15 protein-coding genes are annotated in these 17007 nt (G+C 59.7%); 9 read left to right on the plus strand and 6 right to left on the minus strand.

The genetic code is table 11. The features are described from left to right. Nucleotides 1-23: 23 nt before the first annotated feature. From L1071_RS04585 to pstB, 9 genes are all read left to right on the plus strand, one after another. Nucleotides 24-1166, plus strand: coding sequence for a beta-ketoacyl-ACP synthase III (locus L1071_RS04585; protein WP_246969251.1), 1143 nt, complete (start codon nt 24-26; stop codon nt 1164-1166). Next, on the plus strand, nt 1166-1915 hold the full coding sequence (locus L1071_RS04590) for an MlaA family lipoprotein (RefSeq protein ID WP_246969253.1): 750 nt from the start codon (nt 1166-1168) through the stop codon (nt 1913-1915). The genes L1071_RS04585 and L1071_RS04590 overlap by 1 nt, the downstream gene beginning before the upstream one ends. Before the next feature lie 14 nt (nt 1916-1929). After that, nucleotides 1930-3069 (plus strand): PP2C family protein-serine/threonine phosphatase, encoded by a 1140-nt coding sequence (locus L1071_RS04595; protein WP_246969255.1) that lies wholly within the window; start codon nt 1930-1932, stop codon nt 3067-3069. Further along, nucleotides 3062-3577 (plus strand): STAS domain-containing protein, encoded by a 516-nt coding sequence (locus tag L1071_RS04600; protein ID WP_246969257.1) that lies wholly within the window; start codon nt 3062-3064, stop codon nt 3575-3577. Before L1071_RS04595 ends, L1071_RS04600 begins: the two co-directional genes overlap by 8 nt. Nucleotides 3578-3761: 184 nt before the next feature. Further along, nucleotides 3762-4973 carry a Bcr/CflA family multidrug efflux MFS transporter gene (locus tag L1071_RS04605; RefSeq protein WP_246969260.1) on the plus strand — a complete coding sequence of 404 codons (1212 nt, stop codon included), beginning with the start codon at nt 3762-3764 and terminating at the stop codon, nt 4971-4973. Nucleotides 4974-5136: 163 nt separating this feature from the next. Beyond that, nucleotides 5137-6162: a substrate-binding domain-containing protein gene (locus L1071_RS04610; RefSeq protein ID WP_246969263.1), complete on the plus strand. Its 1026-nt coding sequence runs from the start codon at nt 5137-5139 to the stop codon at nt 6160-6162. A 115-nt stretch (nt 6163-6277) separates the two neighbouring features. After that, nucleotides 6278-7531 (plus strand): phosphate ABC transporter permease subunit PstC, encoded by a 1254-nt coding sequence (pstC, locus tag L1071_RS04615; protein ID WP_246969266.1) that lies wholly within the window; start codon nt 6278-6280, stop codon nt 7529-7531. Between the two features lie 17 nt (nt 7532-7548). Further along, nucleotides 7549-8715, plus strand: a complete 1167-nt coding sequence (pstA, locus tag L1071_RS04620; RefSeq protein ID WP_246969269.1) for a phosphate ABC transporter permease PstA — start codon at nt 7549-7551, stop codon at nt 8713-8715. A 25-nt stretch (nt 8716-8740) separates the two neighbouring features. After that, the gene (gene pstB, locus L1071_RS04625) at nt 8741-9634 is read left to right on the plus strand and encodes a phosphate ABC transporter ATP-binding protein PstB (protein ID WP_246969272.1); all 894 of its coding nucleotides are present in this window, start codon (nt 8741-8743) and stop codon (nt 9632-9634) included. A 136-nt stretch (nt 9635-9770) separates the two neighbouring features. Here the strand turns inward: pstB and L1071_RS04630 are convergent, their stop codons facing one another. From L1071_RS04630 to L1071_RS04655, 6 genes are all read right to left on the minus strand, one after another. Beyond that, complete coding sequence (locus L1071_RS04630) at nt 9771-10112, minus strand: TraR/DksA family transcriptional regulator (RefSeq protein ID WP_246969275.1); 342 nt, start codon at nt 10110-10112, stop codon at nt 9771-9773. A 13-nt stretch (nt 10113-10125) separates the two neighbouring features. Next, on the minus strand, nt 10126-11346 hold the full coding sequence (locus L1071_RS04635; protein ID WP_246969278.1) for an MFS transporter: 1221 nt from the start codon (nt 11344-11346) through the stop codon (nt 10126-10128). A gap of 28 nt (nt 11347-11374) precedes the next feature. Further along, a complete protein-coding gene (gene cfa / locus L1071_RS04640) occupies nt 11375-12541 on the minus strand; it encodes a cyclopropane fatty acyl phospholipid synthase (RefSeq protein ID WP_246896556.1) in 1167 nt (388 codons plus the stop codon). Between the two features lie 174 nt (nt 12542-12715). Continuing rightward, on the minus strand, nt 12716-14200 hold the full coding sequence (locus L1071_RS04645) for a SulP family inorganic anion transporter (RefSeq protein ID WP_246969281.1): 1485 nt from the start codon (nt 14198-14200) through the stop codon (nt 12716-12718). A gap of 498 nt (nt 14201-14698) precedes the next feature. Further along, complete coding sequence (gene arsJ / locus L1071_RS04650) at nt 14699-15919, minus strand: organoarsenical effux MFS transporter ArsJ (protein ID WP_246969284.1); 1221 nt, start codon at nt 15917-15919, stop codon at nt 14699-14701. 10 nt (nt 15920-15929) lie between these two features. Next, on the minus strand, nt 15930-16946 hold the full coding sequence (locus L1071_RS04655; RefSeq protein WP_246969287.1) for an ArsJ-associated glyceraldehyde-3-phosphate dehydrogenase: 1017 nt from the start codon (nt 16944-16946) through the stop codon (nt 15930-15932). Nucleotides 16947-17007 lie beyond the last annotated feature (61 nt).

A 17007-nucleotide genomic window follows, 5' to 3' on the forward strand; every position in this document is an offset into this window, starting at 1 on the left:
CAAGCGCACCTGGGAGCACGCTCATGACGCATGCGGTCATCACCGGAACGGGGCTCTATACGCCCCCCAACGCCATCGACAACGCAACGTTGGTGGCCTCGTTCAATGCCTGGGTGGATCGCGAAAACGCGCGCCACCACGAGGCGATTCGTGACGGACATCGCCAGCCACTCGAGCATTCGAGCAGTGAGTTCATCGTCAAGGCCTCGGGAATTCATAGTCGCTACGTGGTCGAGGCGGCGGGGATTCTCGATCCCGACCGCATGCGCCCACAATTGGCGCCACGCGGCAATGACGCGCTCTGCGTGCAGGCCGAGATGGGTTTGGCAGCGGCGCACCAGGCGCTGTCCAATGCTACCGTCACGCCCGATGGCCTGGATATGGTGATCGTGGCATGCTCCAACCTGCAGCGGGCGTATCCGGCCATTGCCGTGGAACTGCAGGCAGCATTGGGCGCCGGGGGACATGCCTTCGACATGAACGTGGCGTGTTCCAGTGCGACCTTCGCCATCGATGTGGCCAACAATGCGATTCGGGCCGGTAGTGCCCAACGCGTCTTGATAGTGAACCCGGAGATCTGCTCGGCGCATCTCAATTTCCGCGACCGCGACAGTCACTTCATCTTCGGCGATGCGTGCACGGCAGTGGTGTTAGAGGCCGATGATGTGGCGCAAGCGGAGGAGCGCTTCGAGGTCATGAGCACGCGCCTGGTGACGCGTTTCTCGAATGCGATCCGCAACAATTTCGGCTTTCTCGACCGAGTGACGGAGCATGGGATCGATGCCGAGCCGGCGTTCGTCGCCGACAAGCTGTTCATGCAGGACGGGCGCCGGGTCTTCAAGGAAGTATGTCCGCTGGTGGCCGAGTTGATCGGTGCGCACCTCGAGGAGCAGAATGTGGCACCCAGCGATCTCAAGCGGTTGTGGCTGCACCAGGCCAATCGTCATATGAATGATCTGATCGCCCGGCGCGTGCTGGGGCGCGACCCCGATGAAAGTGAGGCGCCGGTGATTCTCGACCGCTATGCCAACACCAGTTCCGCCGGTTCGATCATCGCCTTTCATCTGCATCGCGACAATCTGGCTGTGGGCGATGTGGGGGTGGTCTGTTCGTTCGGAGCGGGCTACAGTGCGGGCAATATACTATTACGCAAGGTGAAGGCTTGATGAAAACGACCAAGTGGCTGGCTGTGGCATGCATGGCGACGGCAGTCAGCGGCTGCGCGACGCAGGGCCAGACGGACGCCAATCCCGACGATCCTTGGGAGGGGTATAACCGTAAGGTGTTCGCTTTCAACGACACGCTGGATCGCTATGCGTTGAAACCCGTCGCTCAAGGATATGACTATGTCACCCCCGAGCCTGTTCAGTCGGGGGTCGGCAATTTCTTCAGCAACCTGGGAGAGATTGGCACCACGGTCAATAGCGTATTGCAGTGGAAATGGGCCAATGCCGGTATGGCGTCCGGGCGTTTCGTGGTCAATTCCATCCTCGGGATCGGCGGCGTTCTCGACCCGGCCTCACGCATGGGGCTTGTCGAGCGCGAGGAAGACTTTGGCCAGACATTGGCCACCTGGGGCGTCGGCGAAGGGCCTTACGTGGTCTTGCCCGTGCTGGGCGGCCGTACGCTGCGCCATACTTCGGGATTACCCGTGGATTGGTATACCGACCCGGTGACCTATGTCGAAGAAGATTCGGTGCGTTATGGTTTGCGTTTCGTCGACCTCATCGATACGCGAGCGGGACTTCTCGACCGCGAAGAGTTGATTAGTGGCGATCGTTACAGCTTCATCCGTGATGCGTATCTCCAGAACCGGCGCTACGAGATCAACGATGGTGAATCGGGAGAGGATCCCTTTGCCAGCGGTGATTTCGGCGACGATTTCGAATACGACGAAGACGCCTTCGCCGATTGATCCCGAGGCCCCGCATGGCCAACGCACGTACTTTGATCGGTCTGCTCGACACGCCCGGCGCATCGCGCGATGCGTTGGCGCGTCTCATTGGAAGCGGGCACTTTGCCGTATTGGCGACGGCATCCGTAGACGCGTTACCCGAGGACGTTGCCTTGGTGGTCGCCCATGTGCGAGTGGTCGCACGGGATGACTGGGCCACGTTGGCCGCGCGCTGGCCGACCATCGTCATCAGCGAGACGCGCCTCGATGGCGATCTGCTGCAGGCCGTCGATGCCGGATTGGTCGATTACCTGGTCGAACCGGAGTGCCATGGCGATATCTTGCGTCGCTTGATCGAGCGCTCCATCGCCCATCATCGCCTTGCTCAGGAACATGCCCGCGACCGCCAGCGTCTGGCCGAGCTCAACGAAAGCCTGGAAACCCATTTGGCCATGTTGCGGCTCGATCAACAGGCCGGCTGGCAGATCCAGCGCAAGCTGCTGCCCGCCAGTCCGATAACGCGGCATGGCGTGAAGGCCGATTACTGGCTGGCACCGTCGCTTTACCTGTCGGGCGACTTTCTCGACTTTCAGCGTTGCGATGCGCGCTACAGTTTCTTTTATTTCGTCGATGTCTCGGGGCACGGAGCGTCGTCGGCCTTCGTGACCGTACTGCTCAAGTATCTCAGCAATCGCTGGCTGACGCAGTGGCGGCAAGAGGCGGCGGAGACCTTCCCCGCGCGCTGCCTGACGGAGCTCAATCGAGAGCTGTTGGAGACGGGTATCGGTAAGCATGCCACGGTGTTTGCCGGGGTGCTTGACCACGAGCAACGCTATCTCCACTATTCGCTCGGCGCGCAGATGCCGATGCCCTTTTTGCAAGTGGATCGCGACGTCAGCGTGCTCGAAGGCGAGGGGCCGCCGGTGGGGTTGTTTCCTCATGTCGAGTTCCCCACCTATGGCTGTACATTGCCGGAACGATTCCGCCTTTGGCTTTGTTCCGATGGCATCTTGGAATGCCTGAGCGGCGATACTCTCGATCAGCGTCTCGAGGCACTGAAGCGCCGGATTGCCTCTAGTACGTCGGTGGACGCGTTGAAAGATGGGCTCGTTCTGGGCGATGAATTGCCGGATGATCTCACCATCATGACTTTGAGTGGATTCGACCATGCATGAAGGGCGTATTCAGGCGGCGTTCGACGCCGGTGTGTTCGTGCTCAAGCTCAGTGGTGACGTGCGTCTGACGCTATGCGCGACGCTCGATCAGCAGGCACAGCGCGTGGCCGAGAGCCCGGGCCTCGTCGCGGTGATGATCGACCTGCGCGAGGCGACGAATGTCGACTCCACGGCACTCGGCTTTCTGGCCAAGGTGGCCATGGCCGTTCAGGGGCGGCTCGAACAACCGCCGACCATCGTCGCCGAGCATCCCGACGTGCGCCGTATGCTCGATGTCATGGGGTTTTCGCATTACTTCACCTTGCTGGAGTCACCGTTGACCGAGCCGGCGAGCCTCGATGAGTTGCCGCAGGTAAGTGCCGACGCGGATGACATGCAGCAACGCATCCTCGAAGCCCACCGTATCCTCATGCGCATGAGCGATCATAATCGCGACGAGTTCCAGCCGCTGGTCGACCTGCTCGAAGAGCAGAAATCCGACGAGGATTGTTCCAAGGCGCACCGCTGACGCACGCTTGGTGCCGCCCTCCTATGATGTCATCGCCGTGATATCCCGTCACTGACGCTAATGTTCGGTCCCCAGTGCGACCGTTATCGGCTATGATGAGCACACTAGCCGTTAGCCTTCTTTATTATCGTGTGCCGAGCCTCCAGGGCGTCGGTGCATCGACGTACGTTTTTCGGGAGATGTCGTGACTCAACTCAATGCGCGGCGATTGGCCTTGCTGGTGGCGGCCAACACTGCCCTGGCGCCTTTTGCCATCGATGCCTACTTGCCTGCTATGCCCACGCTTGCCGAGGCCGTGAACGCCAGCGTTCACCATACTGAGCTGTCGCTGAGCGTGTTCCTTTTCGGGTTCGCCATTGGGCAACTGCTGTGTGGGCCGCTATCGGATCGCTTGGGTCGGCGCCCGGTGCTGTTGACCGGCCTGGTCGTGTTTCTGATCGCTAGCCTGGGGATCATGCAGGTCTCGTCTCTGGAGACGCTGTGGGGCTTGCGGTTCGTTCAGGCACTGGGCGGCGGCGCCTGTGTGGTCAACTCGGCGGCTATCGTGCGTGACTGTTTCAGCGGGCGTGAGGCCGCCAAGGTGATGTCGACCATGGCGATGATTCTGATGCTGGCACCGCTGGTAGCGCCTACAGTGGGGAGCGTGCTGCTGGGGATCTTCAACTGGCAGTCGATCTTCCTGTTCCTGGCCTTGTACGCTGCATTCCTGTTGTTTTTTCTTGGCACCAAGCTTCCTGAGACCCACGGGCGTGACCCCGACGCGCCGTCGCCACGCCAGGTGCTGGGCAACTATGCCAGTGTGCTTCGCCATCGCGAGGCGATGGGGTATATCTGTGCGGTGTCGATGTCATTCGCGGGCATGTTCGCGTTCATCACCGGCTCGCCGTATCTGTACATGGAGCATTATGGATTATCAGCGGCCGTCTACCCGTTCGTGTTCGGGGCCAATATTCTGGTCATGGCGTCTTCCAACCGGCTCAATATTCATCTCTTGAAGACTCGCACACCGCAGCAGAACCTCGTTGTCGGGTTGGGTCTCCAGCTATGTGCCGGCGTGGCTCTGGTGGCGTTGATTCTCTCGGGGCTGGATTCGATCTACAGCGTGGCGCCGCTGATGGTTATCTTCGTGGGTATGCAGGGTCTGATCGCGCCCAACGCAATGTCCTCGATGCTCGATCATTTTCCCAGAATGAGTGCCACGGCGACGGCCCTGCAGGGGTGCCTGCAATTTTCCAGCGGCGCGTTCGCCGGCATGCTGGTGGGGGCTTTCGAAATCGCCAGTGCCTGGCCGACGGTGTTGACGATGCTCGGTGCCTCGTTGCTGGGCAATATCGGTTTGCGCTTGCTGGCCGGTCGAGCGCTGGGGGCGGAAACGGAAGTGGCCACCGAGCGCTAGGCGTTGCCGCTTTAATTCGACGCATAAGTGCAGTGGTAGCGCGTGTCGAGCTGCCGGCACGGCTCATGTGATATTCGTCATTTCCTGTCATGAAGCTGTCATCTTCATTAGGCATCTTAGGTGTCGCGAAGGTTGAACACTCTCATCGACAGGAGTTACCTGCATGAACCGTATCCTCAAGACCACCGCATTGACCGCTGCCGTGATGAGCGTCGCGGGCGCTGCTCAAGCGCAGAACGACACTCGCGAGCAGCTACGCATCGTCGGGTCCAGCACCGTCTATCCGTTCGCCAGCTACGTCGTCGAGGAGTTCGGCGCGACCACCGATTATCCGACGCCGGTCATCGAATCCACGGGCTCGGGTGGCGGCATTAAGCTGTTTTGTGAAGGTCCGGGCATGGATACAGCGGATGTCACGAATGCTTCGCGCCGCATGAAGGCCTCCGAGTTCGAGCGTTGCCAGGAAAACGGCGTGACTGATATTACCGAGGTCAAGATCGGCTATGACGGCATTGCGGTCGCCGAGTCCGATGCCAACGATGCCGTAGCGCTGACGCGTGAGCAGATCTTCCTTGCCTTGGCGGCCCAGGTGCCACAGGACGGAAAGCTGGTCGACAACCCCTACGAAAAATGGAGCGATATCGACTCCTCGCTGCCGGATCGTGAAATTGAAGTCTACGGGCCGCCGACGACCTCCGGTACGCGGGACTCCTTCGAAGAGCTGGTGATGGAAGCCGGTTCCGAAAACTTCGATATCTACGGCGATGAAGGTTATACCGATATTCGTCAGGATGGCGCCTGGATCGATGCAGGCGAAAATGACAACCTGATCGTCCAGCGCTTGCAGGAAAATACCACGGCCTTCGGCGTCTTCGGTTACTCCTTCCTTGAAGAAAACGCCGATAGCTTGATCGGGTCGACTATTGATGGCGTCGAGCCGAATCCCGATAACATTAGCTCGGGCGACTATCCGGTGGCACGTTCCATGTTCTTCTATCTCAAGAATCAGCATGCCGATAACGTGCCGGCCATGTATCCCTACGCGGAAATGTTCATGAGCGAGCAGATGGTCAGCCCGATGGGCTACCTGCCCGGCCTCGGCTTGATTGCCTTGCCCGACGATGAGCGTGAAGCGTCTCGCCAGGCCGTCGAGAACCGCGAGACTCTCGAGCTCAGCGACCTGCAGTAAGGACGTGAGTAGCTAGATGAAGTGGCCGGCAGCTGACGCTGCCGGCCCCTTTGCTTGACGTCCCGTTAGAGCCTGAAGCCTCCCTCTGGGAGCAACGTTATCCTGAGAGACCGATATGCCGATGAATATCGTCTTCCTGCTGTTCTGCGCCGTGCTCGTAGTGATGGGAGGAATCGCTTTCGTCCTGAGCCGTGCCAAGGCCACGCGCGTGCGGGCCACGGGCATGGCCATGCATGCACAGCCGGATCAATATGCCTGGTTTGCGGCACTCGCTACCGCCGGGCCGGCGCTTCTGGTCAGCGCCCTGGGGGCGTTTGCCCTGTTACTCATGGGCGCGGAGATCCCCACGTTTTATCTGTTGGCGGCTAGCCTGGTCATTGCCTTGATTGGCCTGATCATGGGGTTGAATAAGGTTCGCCCCGAGTTCCATGCCCGACGCGCGATCGAAGGGGTGATTCGTAAGCTGCTGGCCGTCGCGGCGATGATCTCGATTCTCACCACACTGGGCATTTTGCTGTCGATCATCAGCGAAGCGCTACGCTTCTTCCAATTGCACAGCTTCTGGGACTTCGTTACCGGCACTACCTGGAATCCGGGCGCGAGTTTCCTGAGTGCGGCGGGGCGCGCGGAGGGTGGCAGTGCCGCACAGTTCGGCTCGATTCCGCTGTTTGCCGGCACCTTCATGATTACCTTGATCGCCATGTTGGTGGCGATTCCGTTCGGCCTGGGCGCAGCCATCTACATGGTGGAATTCGCCCCCATGCGCGTACGCAAGGCGGCCAAGCCGGTCATCGAGGTATTGGCGGGAATCCCCACCGTTGTCTATGGCGTGTTCGCGGCCTTGACCGTGGCCCCGCTAGTGGTGGATATCGCCGGACTGTTCGGCCTCGACGCCTCTTACTCCAACGCGCTGGCGCCGGGCCTGGTGATGGGCATCATGATCATCCCGTTCATTTCCTCGCTTTCCGACGATGTCATCAACTCGGTACCCAATAGTCTGCGCGAAGGCGCCTTGGCGCTGGGGATCACCAAGAGTGAAATGGTACGCAACGTGGTGGTACCCGCCGCTGCGCCGGGGATCATCTCGGCATCGCTACTGGCCGTTTCGCGGGCGTTGGGGGAAACCATGATCGTGGTCATGGCGGCTGGTATGCGTCCCAACCTGACCGCCAATCCCCTCGAAGATATGACGACCGTGACGGTGAGTATCGTGGCGGCGCTGACCGGCGACCAGGAATTCGAAAGCGCACAGACACTCTCGGCCTTTGCCCTGGGGCTGGTGCTTTTCATCGTGACGCTGACGCTGAATGTGGTGTCGGTATTCATGATTCGCCGCTTCCGCGAGAAGTATCGCGTCAACAACCTGTAATCCGATAGGTCGAGAGCATGAGCCAATCGTTCGAAGAAATTTCCGCGCAGCTCAAGAAGCGCCATCGGCGTTCGGCGCGGATGAAGTGGATGACCATGGGCGCCTTGATTCTATCGGCGGCGTTTCTGGTGGTCTTCATTTCCGACATGGTGGTGCGGGGGTGGCCCGCTTTCCAGCAAGCGCAGATACAGGTCGAGGTCAGCTACGACGAGCAGTCCCAGAAGTTGCCGTTGGCCGCTGTCGATGAAGATGTGCGCCCGCTGATCTCGCGCGGTTTTTTCCGCCCCTTGCCGCGCAAGATGGAAGACAACCCAGCGTTGATGGGCACCACGCAGACCCAGTGGGTCATCGCCGATAGCCGTGTCGATCAGTATCTCAAGGGCAATGAGGATCGCTTGCGTCCCGCCGACAAGGAAACGCTGGAGAATCTGGTCGAGGAGGGGCGCGCGGATCTGAAGTTCAATACCACCTTCTTCACCACCGGCGATTCCAAGATGCCGGAGATGGCGGGGATTGCATCGGCAGCCATCGGGACGGTGATGACGATGCTGGTCACCATGGCGGTATGCTTTCCGATCGGCGTGATGACGGCTGTCTATCTCGAGGAATTCGCCCCCGATAACAAGCTGACCCAAATTATCGAGATCAATATCAACAATCTGGCGGCCGTTCCCTCCATCTTGTTCGGCCTGCTGGGGTTGGCAATTTATATCAGCTTCTTCGGGGTACCGCGTTCCTCGCCGCTGGTCGGCGGTTTGACCCTGGCACTGATGACGCTGCCGGTGATCATCATCTCGACGCGCGCGGCGCTTCGCAGCGTGCCGGATAGTATTCGTCATGCGGCCTTTGGCGTGGGGTGTTCACGCTGGCAAGTGGTGCGCGATCACGTGCTGCCGGTGTCGCTGCCGGGCATTCTGACGGGCTCTATCATCGGCCTGGCGCAGGCCATGGGCGAGACCGCACCGCTGATCATCGTGGGTATGGTGGCCTTCATTCCCGATGCTTCGTTCTCGATCACGGGCGCCTCGACGGTCATGCCGGCACAGATATTCACCTGGGCCAGTGAACCGAATAGCGCTTTCGCCGAGAAGACGGCGGGCGGCATATTGGTGCTTCTGGCGGTGCTGATCTTCCTCAATGCGCTCGCCGTATGGTTACGCAACAAATTCGAACGTCGCTGGTAAACGACTTCCGACAGGACACATCGCCATGAACGACACGACCCTGCAAAACTTTCAGACCCAGCAAGATTCGTCCACGGCATCCGAAGAAGCCGTGCGCCATTACAGCGACGCGCCGACACCCGACAAGGGGCAACCGGTAACACGCAACGAAAGCATCGAGGAAAATCTCAGCGTACGCGTGCGCGATCTCAGCCTGTGGTATGGCGAGCACCAGGCGCTGAATGACATCAGCATCGATATCTTTGCCAATACCGTCACGGCGTTGATCGGTCCGTCGGGCTGCGGCAAGTCCACCTTCTTGCGTTGTCTCAATCGCATGAACGATTTGATCAGCAGCGTGCGCATCAAGGGGTTGGTGGAAATGGATGGCCACGACGTCAACGCCCGGGGCATGGATGAAGTGGCACTCCGCCGACGGGTGGGCATGGTGTTCCAGAAACCCAACCCGTTTCCCAAGTCGATCTATGAAAATGTCGCGTATGCGCCGCGCATGCACGACATGGTCAGCCGCAAGGCCGACCAGGACGAACTGGTGGAGCGTGCGTTGCGCGATGCGGGGCTTTGGAGCGAGGTCAAGGACAAGCTACACGAGCCGGGAACTTCGCTCTCCGGCGGTCAGCAGCAGCGCCTATGCATCGCGCGGGCGATTGCCGTACGACCCGACATAATTCTGATGGATGAACCGACCTCGGCGCTCGATCCGATTTCCACGGCAACGATCGAAGACTTGATGGATAAGCTCAAGAAGGACTTCACCATCGTGACCGTCACTCACAATATGCAGCAGGCGGCGCGCGTGGCGGATTACACGGCGTTTTTCCATCTTGGTGATATGATCGAATACAACGCCACCAAGCAGATGTTCGCCAACCCGCATACCAAAAAGGCGGAAGACTATATCACCGGCCGCTATGGCTGATGGTGACAAACCAGCGATTTTCTTGGGGCGCTTCGGCGCCCTTTTTTGTGATGCGATGGAGGGACAAGAAAGAGGGCGACAGGGCTACCAGACAGGTAGTGTTTGATGCCTCAAGAGGTTGCAGATAATGGCGCGCTTACTGTGCGCACTCGATGCATTTCAAGGTCGCATAGTCCAGTGCCAGGCGTTGAGGGGCGATGAGTTCGCCACATTCGATGCATTCGCCGTAGCTCTGGTCGTCGATGCGTTTGAGGGCAAGGTCGATGAAGCGAATACTCGCCTCGCGGCGCTGCTGGGTCGCCTTGGCCATGGCTTGAGACTGCATGGCATCCATGCGCGTCAGGCGCCCGTTGGCGGTTTGATCGAGTTCGACGACCTCCCGGCTCTGGGCGGTTTCCTGACTCTCCTCGACGAGGCGCTGACGCTTTTCCTCGAGCTGCTGACGTACCGTTGCCATGTCGAGATCGGGATGGTTCATGTCCGCGCCTCCTTCAGTTGTTGCGTTGCGCGTGTAAACTTTGTGTGAGTGGGCCCCAGGCGAGTACAAACCCGATAATCACCATGGCAATCATCAGCATGAGAATGCTGGTGAACGTGATGCCTGCGTCGAGTAGTAGCCCGAATGTCGCGGGGGCGAGGCCTGAGGAGAACACCATGCCCGCCACGAAAATCGAGCGCAAACGCCCGAGATGCTCGCTACCCCAGAACTGGATGAGCAGGCTGGTGACAGTGGGTTCCTGCATGCCTGTCACGATCCCGGAAAGCAGCATGTAAGCCAATATGCCCCATTCGTTTTGCAGGATCACTGCCAGGACGAGTCCCGCGAGTAGGGGCAACAGATAGAGTCGGCCCATCAGCGCCGGCCCCAGGCGGTCGACCATGCGCCCGGCGACAAGTGAGCCGGCGACACGTCCTGCGGCCGCCAGGGCGAAACCAATGGCGAAGGTCGAGGGCGTGGCGTTGAATTCATCGATCATGTCCGCCTGAAAGACGAAAATGCCGGTATTGACGATGGCGACGGACAGCATCATCAAGCTCAAGCGCCAGAAGCGTGCTTCGCGTAATGGCCTGGGTGTCGGCGTCGAAGGGTTCTTCTGCGAAGTGTCGCTTTTGCTGGGGCGTTTTTGGCTGGGCGGCGGCCAATTGCGATAGAACAGCAGCGCCGGTATCCATACGAGCAATAATACTGCCAATGCGCCCCACCAGATTTCCCGCCAGGACCACACGTGCAGAGCGCTCGCGATGCCGCTGGGCAGAATGGCCTCGCCTAGCGGGATGGCCAACGTCACCAGCGCCAGGGCACTACCGCGGGCTTGCACGATGCGTCGCGCCGCGATAGTGGTGCCCATATGTACGAACATCCCCTGGCCGCAAAAGCGGATGAGTCCGAAACCCATCAGGGCCAAGACGGCCCAGGGCGAGAGCGTCAGCAGCAGGATTCCCAGCGCCATCCCGCACACGACGAAGGTAGCGAAACGCCGTGCCGGCCACCAATCCAGCTTGGGACCGATGAAGAAAATCAGGCAGCCCGAGATCAAGGTGACCAGCGAGTAGGCAATACCGAACTGGCCACTGGTCAGCGAAAAGCTTGCGGAAATCGCTGGCTGGAAGAAGCCCACCAGAAAGGTTTGCCCGAGATTGCCGGAAAATGCGGCGAGAAAGCCGATCGCCAGAATACCGTAATGCTGAGCGATGATGCGTCTATAGCCCACTACGATTCCTTTCCAGTGAGTTGAAGGATCAGTTCGTGATGCGTGAATAGCCGCCGGGTACGCCGGGCTTGGCGAGGACCCACTGCCATAGCTGAATGTCGCGCGCCCGGAAGGCGGCGGCACATGACAGTAGGTAATAACGCCACATGCGGTAGAACTCGTTGCCGTAGCGTTCCTTGAATTGCGGCCAGTGTGCTTCGAAATTCTCCCACCAGGCCATCAAGGTCTTGTCGTAGTCGGCGCCGAAGTTGTGCAGATCCTCGGTCACGAAGAGTCCGCCTGCAGCATCGCCCATCTGGCCGATGGAGGGGAGGTCGCCGTTGGGGAAGATGTACTTGTCGATCCACGCATCCGGCGTGCTTTCACGGACGTTCTTGCCGATAGTGTGGAGCAGGAAGAGGCCGCCTTCCTTGAGGCAACGATGGGCGACTTCCATGTATTCGCGGTGATTCTTGCGGCCGACATGCTCGAACATGCCGATGCTGACGATGGCGTCGAACTCCTCGTTGGTCTCGCGGTAGTCTTGAAGCCGAAATTCCACGGGAAGTCCCTTCTTCATCAAGGATTTCCCGTAGTCGGCCTGCTCGCGCGAGATGGTGAGCCCAACGCATTCTACCCCATAGTGCTCGGCGGCATAGGCCATGAAGCTGCCCCAGCCACAGCCGATATCCAACACGCGCATGCCGGGCTTGAGATCCAGCTTGCGGCAGATCAGATCGAGCTTGGCCTCCTGAGCAGCATCCAGGGTCTCGGCGTCGTGCCAGTACCCGCAGGTATAGGTCATGCGCTTGTCGAGCATGCTCGCGTAGAAGTCATTGCCCAAGTCGTAGTGCGCTTCACCGACCTTCCAGGCACGTTTGACGCTCTGCAGGTTGGTGAACTTGGCACGCAGGGCGTGGAATATTAGCTTGGACGGCTGCACGGCCTTATCGATATTGGCGCGCAGCAGGCGGGTGAAGAACTCGTCGAGGCGCTCGGCGTCCCATAGTCCGGCCATGTACGCTTCGCCGAGTCCGAGATTGCCCTCGGCAAGTGCACGGTCGAAGACTTCGGATGAATGCACCTGCATGTCCCACGGGCGTGACCCGTTGATCTGGATATCGGCGCGAGCTAGAAGATCGGCGACGAAGCGGTAACTCTTGTGCTGCTCAAGCGCTTGAGTAGAAGTGGTGGTTTCCTTGAGTGGAGCGTTCACTACTGATGTCCTCTTGCTCATGCTCCCGGTGCTGAGCCGGGAGTCTGTTTTGAATTTTTCGTGATGGTATCGACGGTATCCGTCCATTATACGTCATCAGGTCTGTTTGCACGCTACCTAATGACATCGATACCTTGAGTCAATCATTCGTCGCAGCGCACTTTGCGCTCATCCTCAATGGCCCATCAGCTTTTCGACGGCATCGGGCTTGTCGTGCACGGCGAAGCGGTCCACAAGGGTGGCGCTGGCTTCGTTGAGTCCGATCATTTCGACGTCGGTCCCTTCACGGCGGAATTTGATGACCACCTTGTCCAGCGCACCAATGGCGGTAATGTCCCAGAAGTGGGCGCGGCTGAGATCGATGCGCACGTGCTCGACCGTCTCCTTGAAATCGAAGGAATCCACGAAACGATCCGCCGAGGTGAAGAAGACCTGTCCTACCACACGATAGACGCGTGTCTGTTCGTCTTCCATCTCACTGCCGACGTATAGCACCTGACCGACCTTGTTGGCGAAGAACAGCGCGGCGAGCAGCACACCGACGAAGACCCCGATCGCCAGGTTATGCGTGGCGACGACCACGATCACGGTTGAGAGCATGACGATATTGGTGCTCATGGGGTGATGCCTGAGATCGCGTAGCGACTCCCAACTGAAGGTCCCGATGGCGACCATGATCATCACTGCCACGAGCGCCGCCATGGGAATCTGGGAGACCCAGTCAGCGAGGAAGACGACCATCAGCAGCAAGAAAATCCCGGCGCTGAAGGTCGAGAGCCGTGTGCGACCGCCCGATTTGATGTTGATCACCGCCTGACCGATCATCGCGCAGCCTGCCATGCCGCCCAGCAGGCCTGAGCCGATGTTGGCGATACCCTGGCCCTTGCACTCTCGGTTCTTGTCGCTGGGGGTGTCGGTCAGATCGTCGACGATGGTAGCCGTCATCATCGATTCCATCAGCCCGACCACGGTCAGCATGACCGAGTAGGGCAGTACGATCAGCAGCGTTTCCAGATTGAGGGGGACGTCCGGCCACAGGAAGACCGGTAGCGTATCGGGAAGTTCGCCCATGTCACCGACCGTACGAATATCCAGGCCGCTGATCATGTAAACGGCTGTCAGCACCACGATGCAGATCAGAGGGGATGGCAGGATACGCCCGATGACGGGAATATAAGGGAATAGATAGATGATCCCCAGCCCCGCAATCGTCATCGCATAGACGTGCCAGGTGACACCGGTAAGCTCCGGCAGTTGCGCCAGGAAGATCAATATCGCCAGGGCGTTGACGAAGCCCGTGACCACGGAGCGTGAGACGAAACGCATCAGGCCGCCGAGCTTCAGGTAGCCGGCAACGATCTGCAGCACGCCAGTAAGCAGGGTCGCGACGAGCAGGTATTGCAGGCCGTGCTCGGCGACCAGTGTGACCATGAGCAGTGCCATGGCCCCGGTGGCGCCGGAAATCATACCTGAACGCCCACCGACGATGGCGGTGATGACACAGATCGAGAAAGACGCGTAGAGTCCGACCTTGGGGTCGAGGCCGGCAATGATCGAGAACGCGATGGCCTCGGGAATTAGAGCCAGGGCGACGACAATGCCCGAGAGCAGGTCAAGTCGAATGTTGGATAGCCATGCCTGGCGGAATGAACGAAGCATGAAGGGGTCCTTGTGCGGGGTCGTGAGGCGGCTCCGCGAGGCTCATCGTATGGAGAGCGAGCCTTTTGCCAGTCTCGCAAACGCAACCGTTTTGCATGCGTTGTCGCACATCAAAAAGGCGCATGTTGCGTCAGTTTTCTATTTTCGGAAACGTCGCGCTTCAGCAAGAAAGCTGAAGTGCGGTTGGCGTTGACGCTTTCAATGTGGAAAGCGCGCCAGAAAGCGTAAAGCTAGGGGGGAGTAAGACCGCGTTGGCGACCTGTCGATGCCATCAAATGCATAAGCAAGAATAATCCCTTGGACATTAGTTGGTAGTGAGGCTGCTACAGGCTCGATACTTGGGCGTTTTTTGCGCTCAAGTATATCGCTGCTGGGCGTTTGAGCCTTAGCCTTTCGTCTAAGGAGCGAACTAAAGGCATAAGACTTTAGCAGAAAACCGAGCGTGCGGCTAGGATATCTCCCGCCGCTTGTCGCTGACGGGAGACAATCAACGCGGCGTTACTGGGCCTGTCTCGGTAGGCCCAGCGCCAGCAGGGCGCTTGCCAGGACCAGGGCGGCAGAGAACCCTAGGCATGCTGCCAAGCCATACTCCTGGTAAACCCAACCGGATAACACGGTGCCGATGAGGCGCCCCATGGCGTTGGCCATGTAGTAGAAGCCGACGTCCATCGACACGCCCTCGGCGCGCGCGAAACGCACGATCAAGTAGCTATGCCAGCTGGAATTGATGGCAAAGATCGCCCCGAAGGCCAGTAAGCCCATCACCAGCCACAGTGCGGTGGCATCCAGAGGTGTCAAGGCGAGCACTGCCGGTAGCAGCGCCAGCGCCAATGCCCAGCCGGCGGTGATGGTGCGCGTATCGCCGTGGAGCAACCGGGTGATGCGCGGCGCCTGGGTTTGAATGCCGCCATAGCCGATGACCCACACGGCCATGAGAATGCCGACGCTCCAGAAGTTCCAGCCATGCTGGTCATAGAGAAACACCGGCAGCGCTACCACGAACCAGATGTCGCGAGACGCGAATAGGCACAGGCGAGCTGCGGCGAGCACGTTGACGGCACGTGACGTGGAAAATACCTCGCGGAACTTGGGCTTGGCTTTCTGGCGCCCAAGATCGGCGCGCAAACGCCATAGCGACAAGCCCAGCACGACGACGAGCATCAGCCACATGGCGAGTATCGCGCCCTGGAATCCGATCAGGGTCAGCAGCAGCCCGCCAAGAAAGAACCCGGCACCTTTGAGCGCGTTTTTGGAACCAGTGAGGATCGCCACCCAGCGATACAGCGCGCCTTGCGCGTTGGCATCGTCAGAAGGCACCAGTACCTTGACGGCGCTCTTGGCGCTCATCTTGTTGAGGTCCTTGGCAATCCCGGATATTGCCTGGGCGGCCATTACCCAAGGCACGGTCAATGCCGTCGCCGGCACCAGCAGCATGCCCAGCGCGATCAGTTGTAGCCCCAGGCCCAGATTCATGGTGCGATTGAGGCCGAGGCGCGCGCCGAGCCAGCCGCCGACGAAGTTGGTGACCACGCCGAAGGCTTCGTAGAACAGGAACAGCAGGGCGATTTCCAGCGGCGAGTAACCCAACTGATGGAAATGCAGCACCACCAGCATGCGCAGTGCGCCGTCGGTCAGCGTGAACGCCCAATAGTTGCCCGTCACCAGCAAGTACTGGCGGATCTCGAAGGGAAGGGCGCGTAAGCGTTCGATGGCCGTCATCATCATTGTCCTAGGCGTGACCGACTTTCAGGGTGAGCTCGGCGGTGCGATTGGCGTAGCCCCATTCGTTGTCGTACCAGGCGTAGAGCTTCACCTGCGTGTGGTTGATCACCATCGTCGAGGGCGCATCGATGATCGAACTGCGCGGATCGGTGCGGTAATCGATGGACACCAGCGGCCGGGTCTCGAATCCCAGGATACCGGCCAGTTCGCCATTGGCGGCGTTTTCCAGGGCGGCGTTGACCTCCTCGACGCTGGTAGCGCGTTCGACTTCGAAGACCATATCAGTGAGCGAGGCGTTGGCCAGTGGCACGCGCACGGCATGGCCGTTCAGCTTGCCTTCGAGCTCGGGAAATATCTCGGTGATTGCCTTGGCCGAGCCGGTTGTCGTGGGAATCAGGCTCATGCCGCAGGCGCGAGCGCGACGCAGATCCTTGTGCGGCGCGTCGAGGATCGTCTGGGTATTGGTGATGTCGTGCACCGTGGTCATCGAGCCATGGCGAATGCCGAACGTTTCGTGGATGACCTTGACCGCCGGGGCGAGGCAATTGGTGGTGCAGCTCGTGGCGGTGACGACGCGATGCGTGTCGGGGTCGTAGTCGCCATCGTTGACGCCCATAATCACGTTGAGTACGTCGTCGTCCTTGAGCGGTGCGGAAACGACCACGCGCTTCACGCCCTGATCGAAGTACGGCGACAATTGCGCGCTCTTCTTGACGACGCCCGAGGCGTCGATCACCACATCGCATTCCGACCAATCGCTGTCCGCGAAGCCTCGGTTGGCGCTGAAGGGGACGGTCACACCATCGATGAGCAGCGCGTCTTCGCGTGCCTCGAGGCCCTGTCCCGGTGCCCAGTGACCATGAACAGAATCGAATTCCAGCAAGTGCGCGAACGTCTCGGCATCGCCGCCGGGATCGTTGATACGCGTTATTTCCAGAGACTGCGTCTGGCGCGCAGCCCACAAGGCACGCAGGGTAAGACGGCCGATGCGGCCGAATCCGTTGATGCCGATACGCAGTGTCATCGGGTGTCTCCTTGTCGTGGAAGGATGAAGGATTCCCTATACGCAGGGAAAGGATAGCAAT

The organism is Chromohalobacter sarecensis (assembly GCF_023061135.1).
GTDB lineage: Bacteria > Pseudomonadota > Gammaproteobacteria > Pseudomonadales > Halomonadaceae > Chromohalobacter > Chromohalobacter sarecensis.

What these genes read in the sequence shown, in the direction of transcription:
- L1071_RS04645 (WP_246969281.1), bottom strand. Translation starts at nt 14,200, where the DNA reads ATGCTTCGTTCATTCCGCCAGGCATGGCTATCCAACATTCGACTTGAC.
- L1071_RS04585 (WP_246969251.1), top strand. Translation starts at nt 24, where the DNA reads ATGACGCATGCGGTCATCACCGGAACGGGGCTCTATACGCCCCCCAAC.
- pstC (WP_246969266.1), top strand. Translation starts at nt 6,278, where the DNA reads ATGCCGATGAATATCGTCTTCCTGCTGTTCTGCGCCGTGCTCGTAGTG.
- pstA (WP_246969269.1), top strand. Translation starts at nt 7,549, where the DNA reads ATGAGCCAATCGTTCGAAGAAATTTCCGCGCAGCTCAAGAAGCGCCAT.
- L1071_RS04595 (WP_246969255.1), top strand. Translation starts at nt 1,930, where the DNA reads ATGGCCAACGCACGTACTTTGATCGGTCTGCTCGACACGCCCGGCGCA.
- pstB (WP_246969272.1), top strand. Translation starts at nt 8,741, where the DNA reads ATGAACGACACGACCCTGCAAAACTTTCAGACCCAGCAAGATTCGTCC.
- L1071_RS04590 (WP_246969253.1), top strand. Translation starts at nt 1,166, where the DNA reads ATGAAAACGACCAAGTGGCTGGCTGTGGCATGCATGGCGACGGCAGTC.
- L1071_RS04600 (WP_246969257.1), top strand. Translation starts at nt 3,062, where the DNA reads ATGCATGAAGGGCGTATTCAGGCGGCGTTCGACGCCGGTGTGTTCGTG.
- L1071_RS04610 (WP_246969263.1), top strand. Translation starts at nt 5,137, where the DNA reads ATGAACCGTATCCTCAAGACCACCGCATTGACCGCTGCCGTGATGAGC.
- arsJ (WP_246969284.1), bottom strand. Translation starts at nt 15,919, where the DNA reads ATGACGGCCATCGAACGCTTACGCGCCCTTCCCTTCGAGATCCGCCAG.
- L1071_RS04655 (WP_246969287.1), bottom strand. Translation starts at nt 16,946, where the DNA reads ATGACACTGCGTATCGGCATCAACGGATTCGGCCGCATCGGCCGTCTT.
- L1071_RS04630 (WP_246969275.1), bottom strand. Translation starts at nt 10,112, where the DNA reads ATGAACCATCCCGATCTCGACATGGCAACGGTACGTCAGCAGCTCGAG.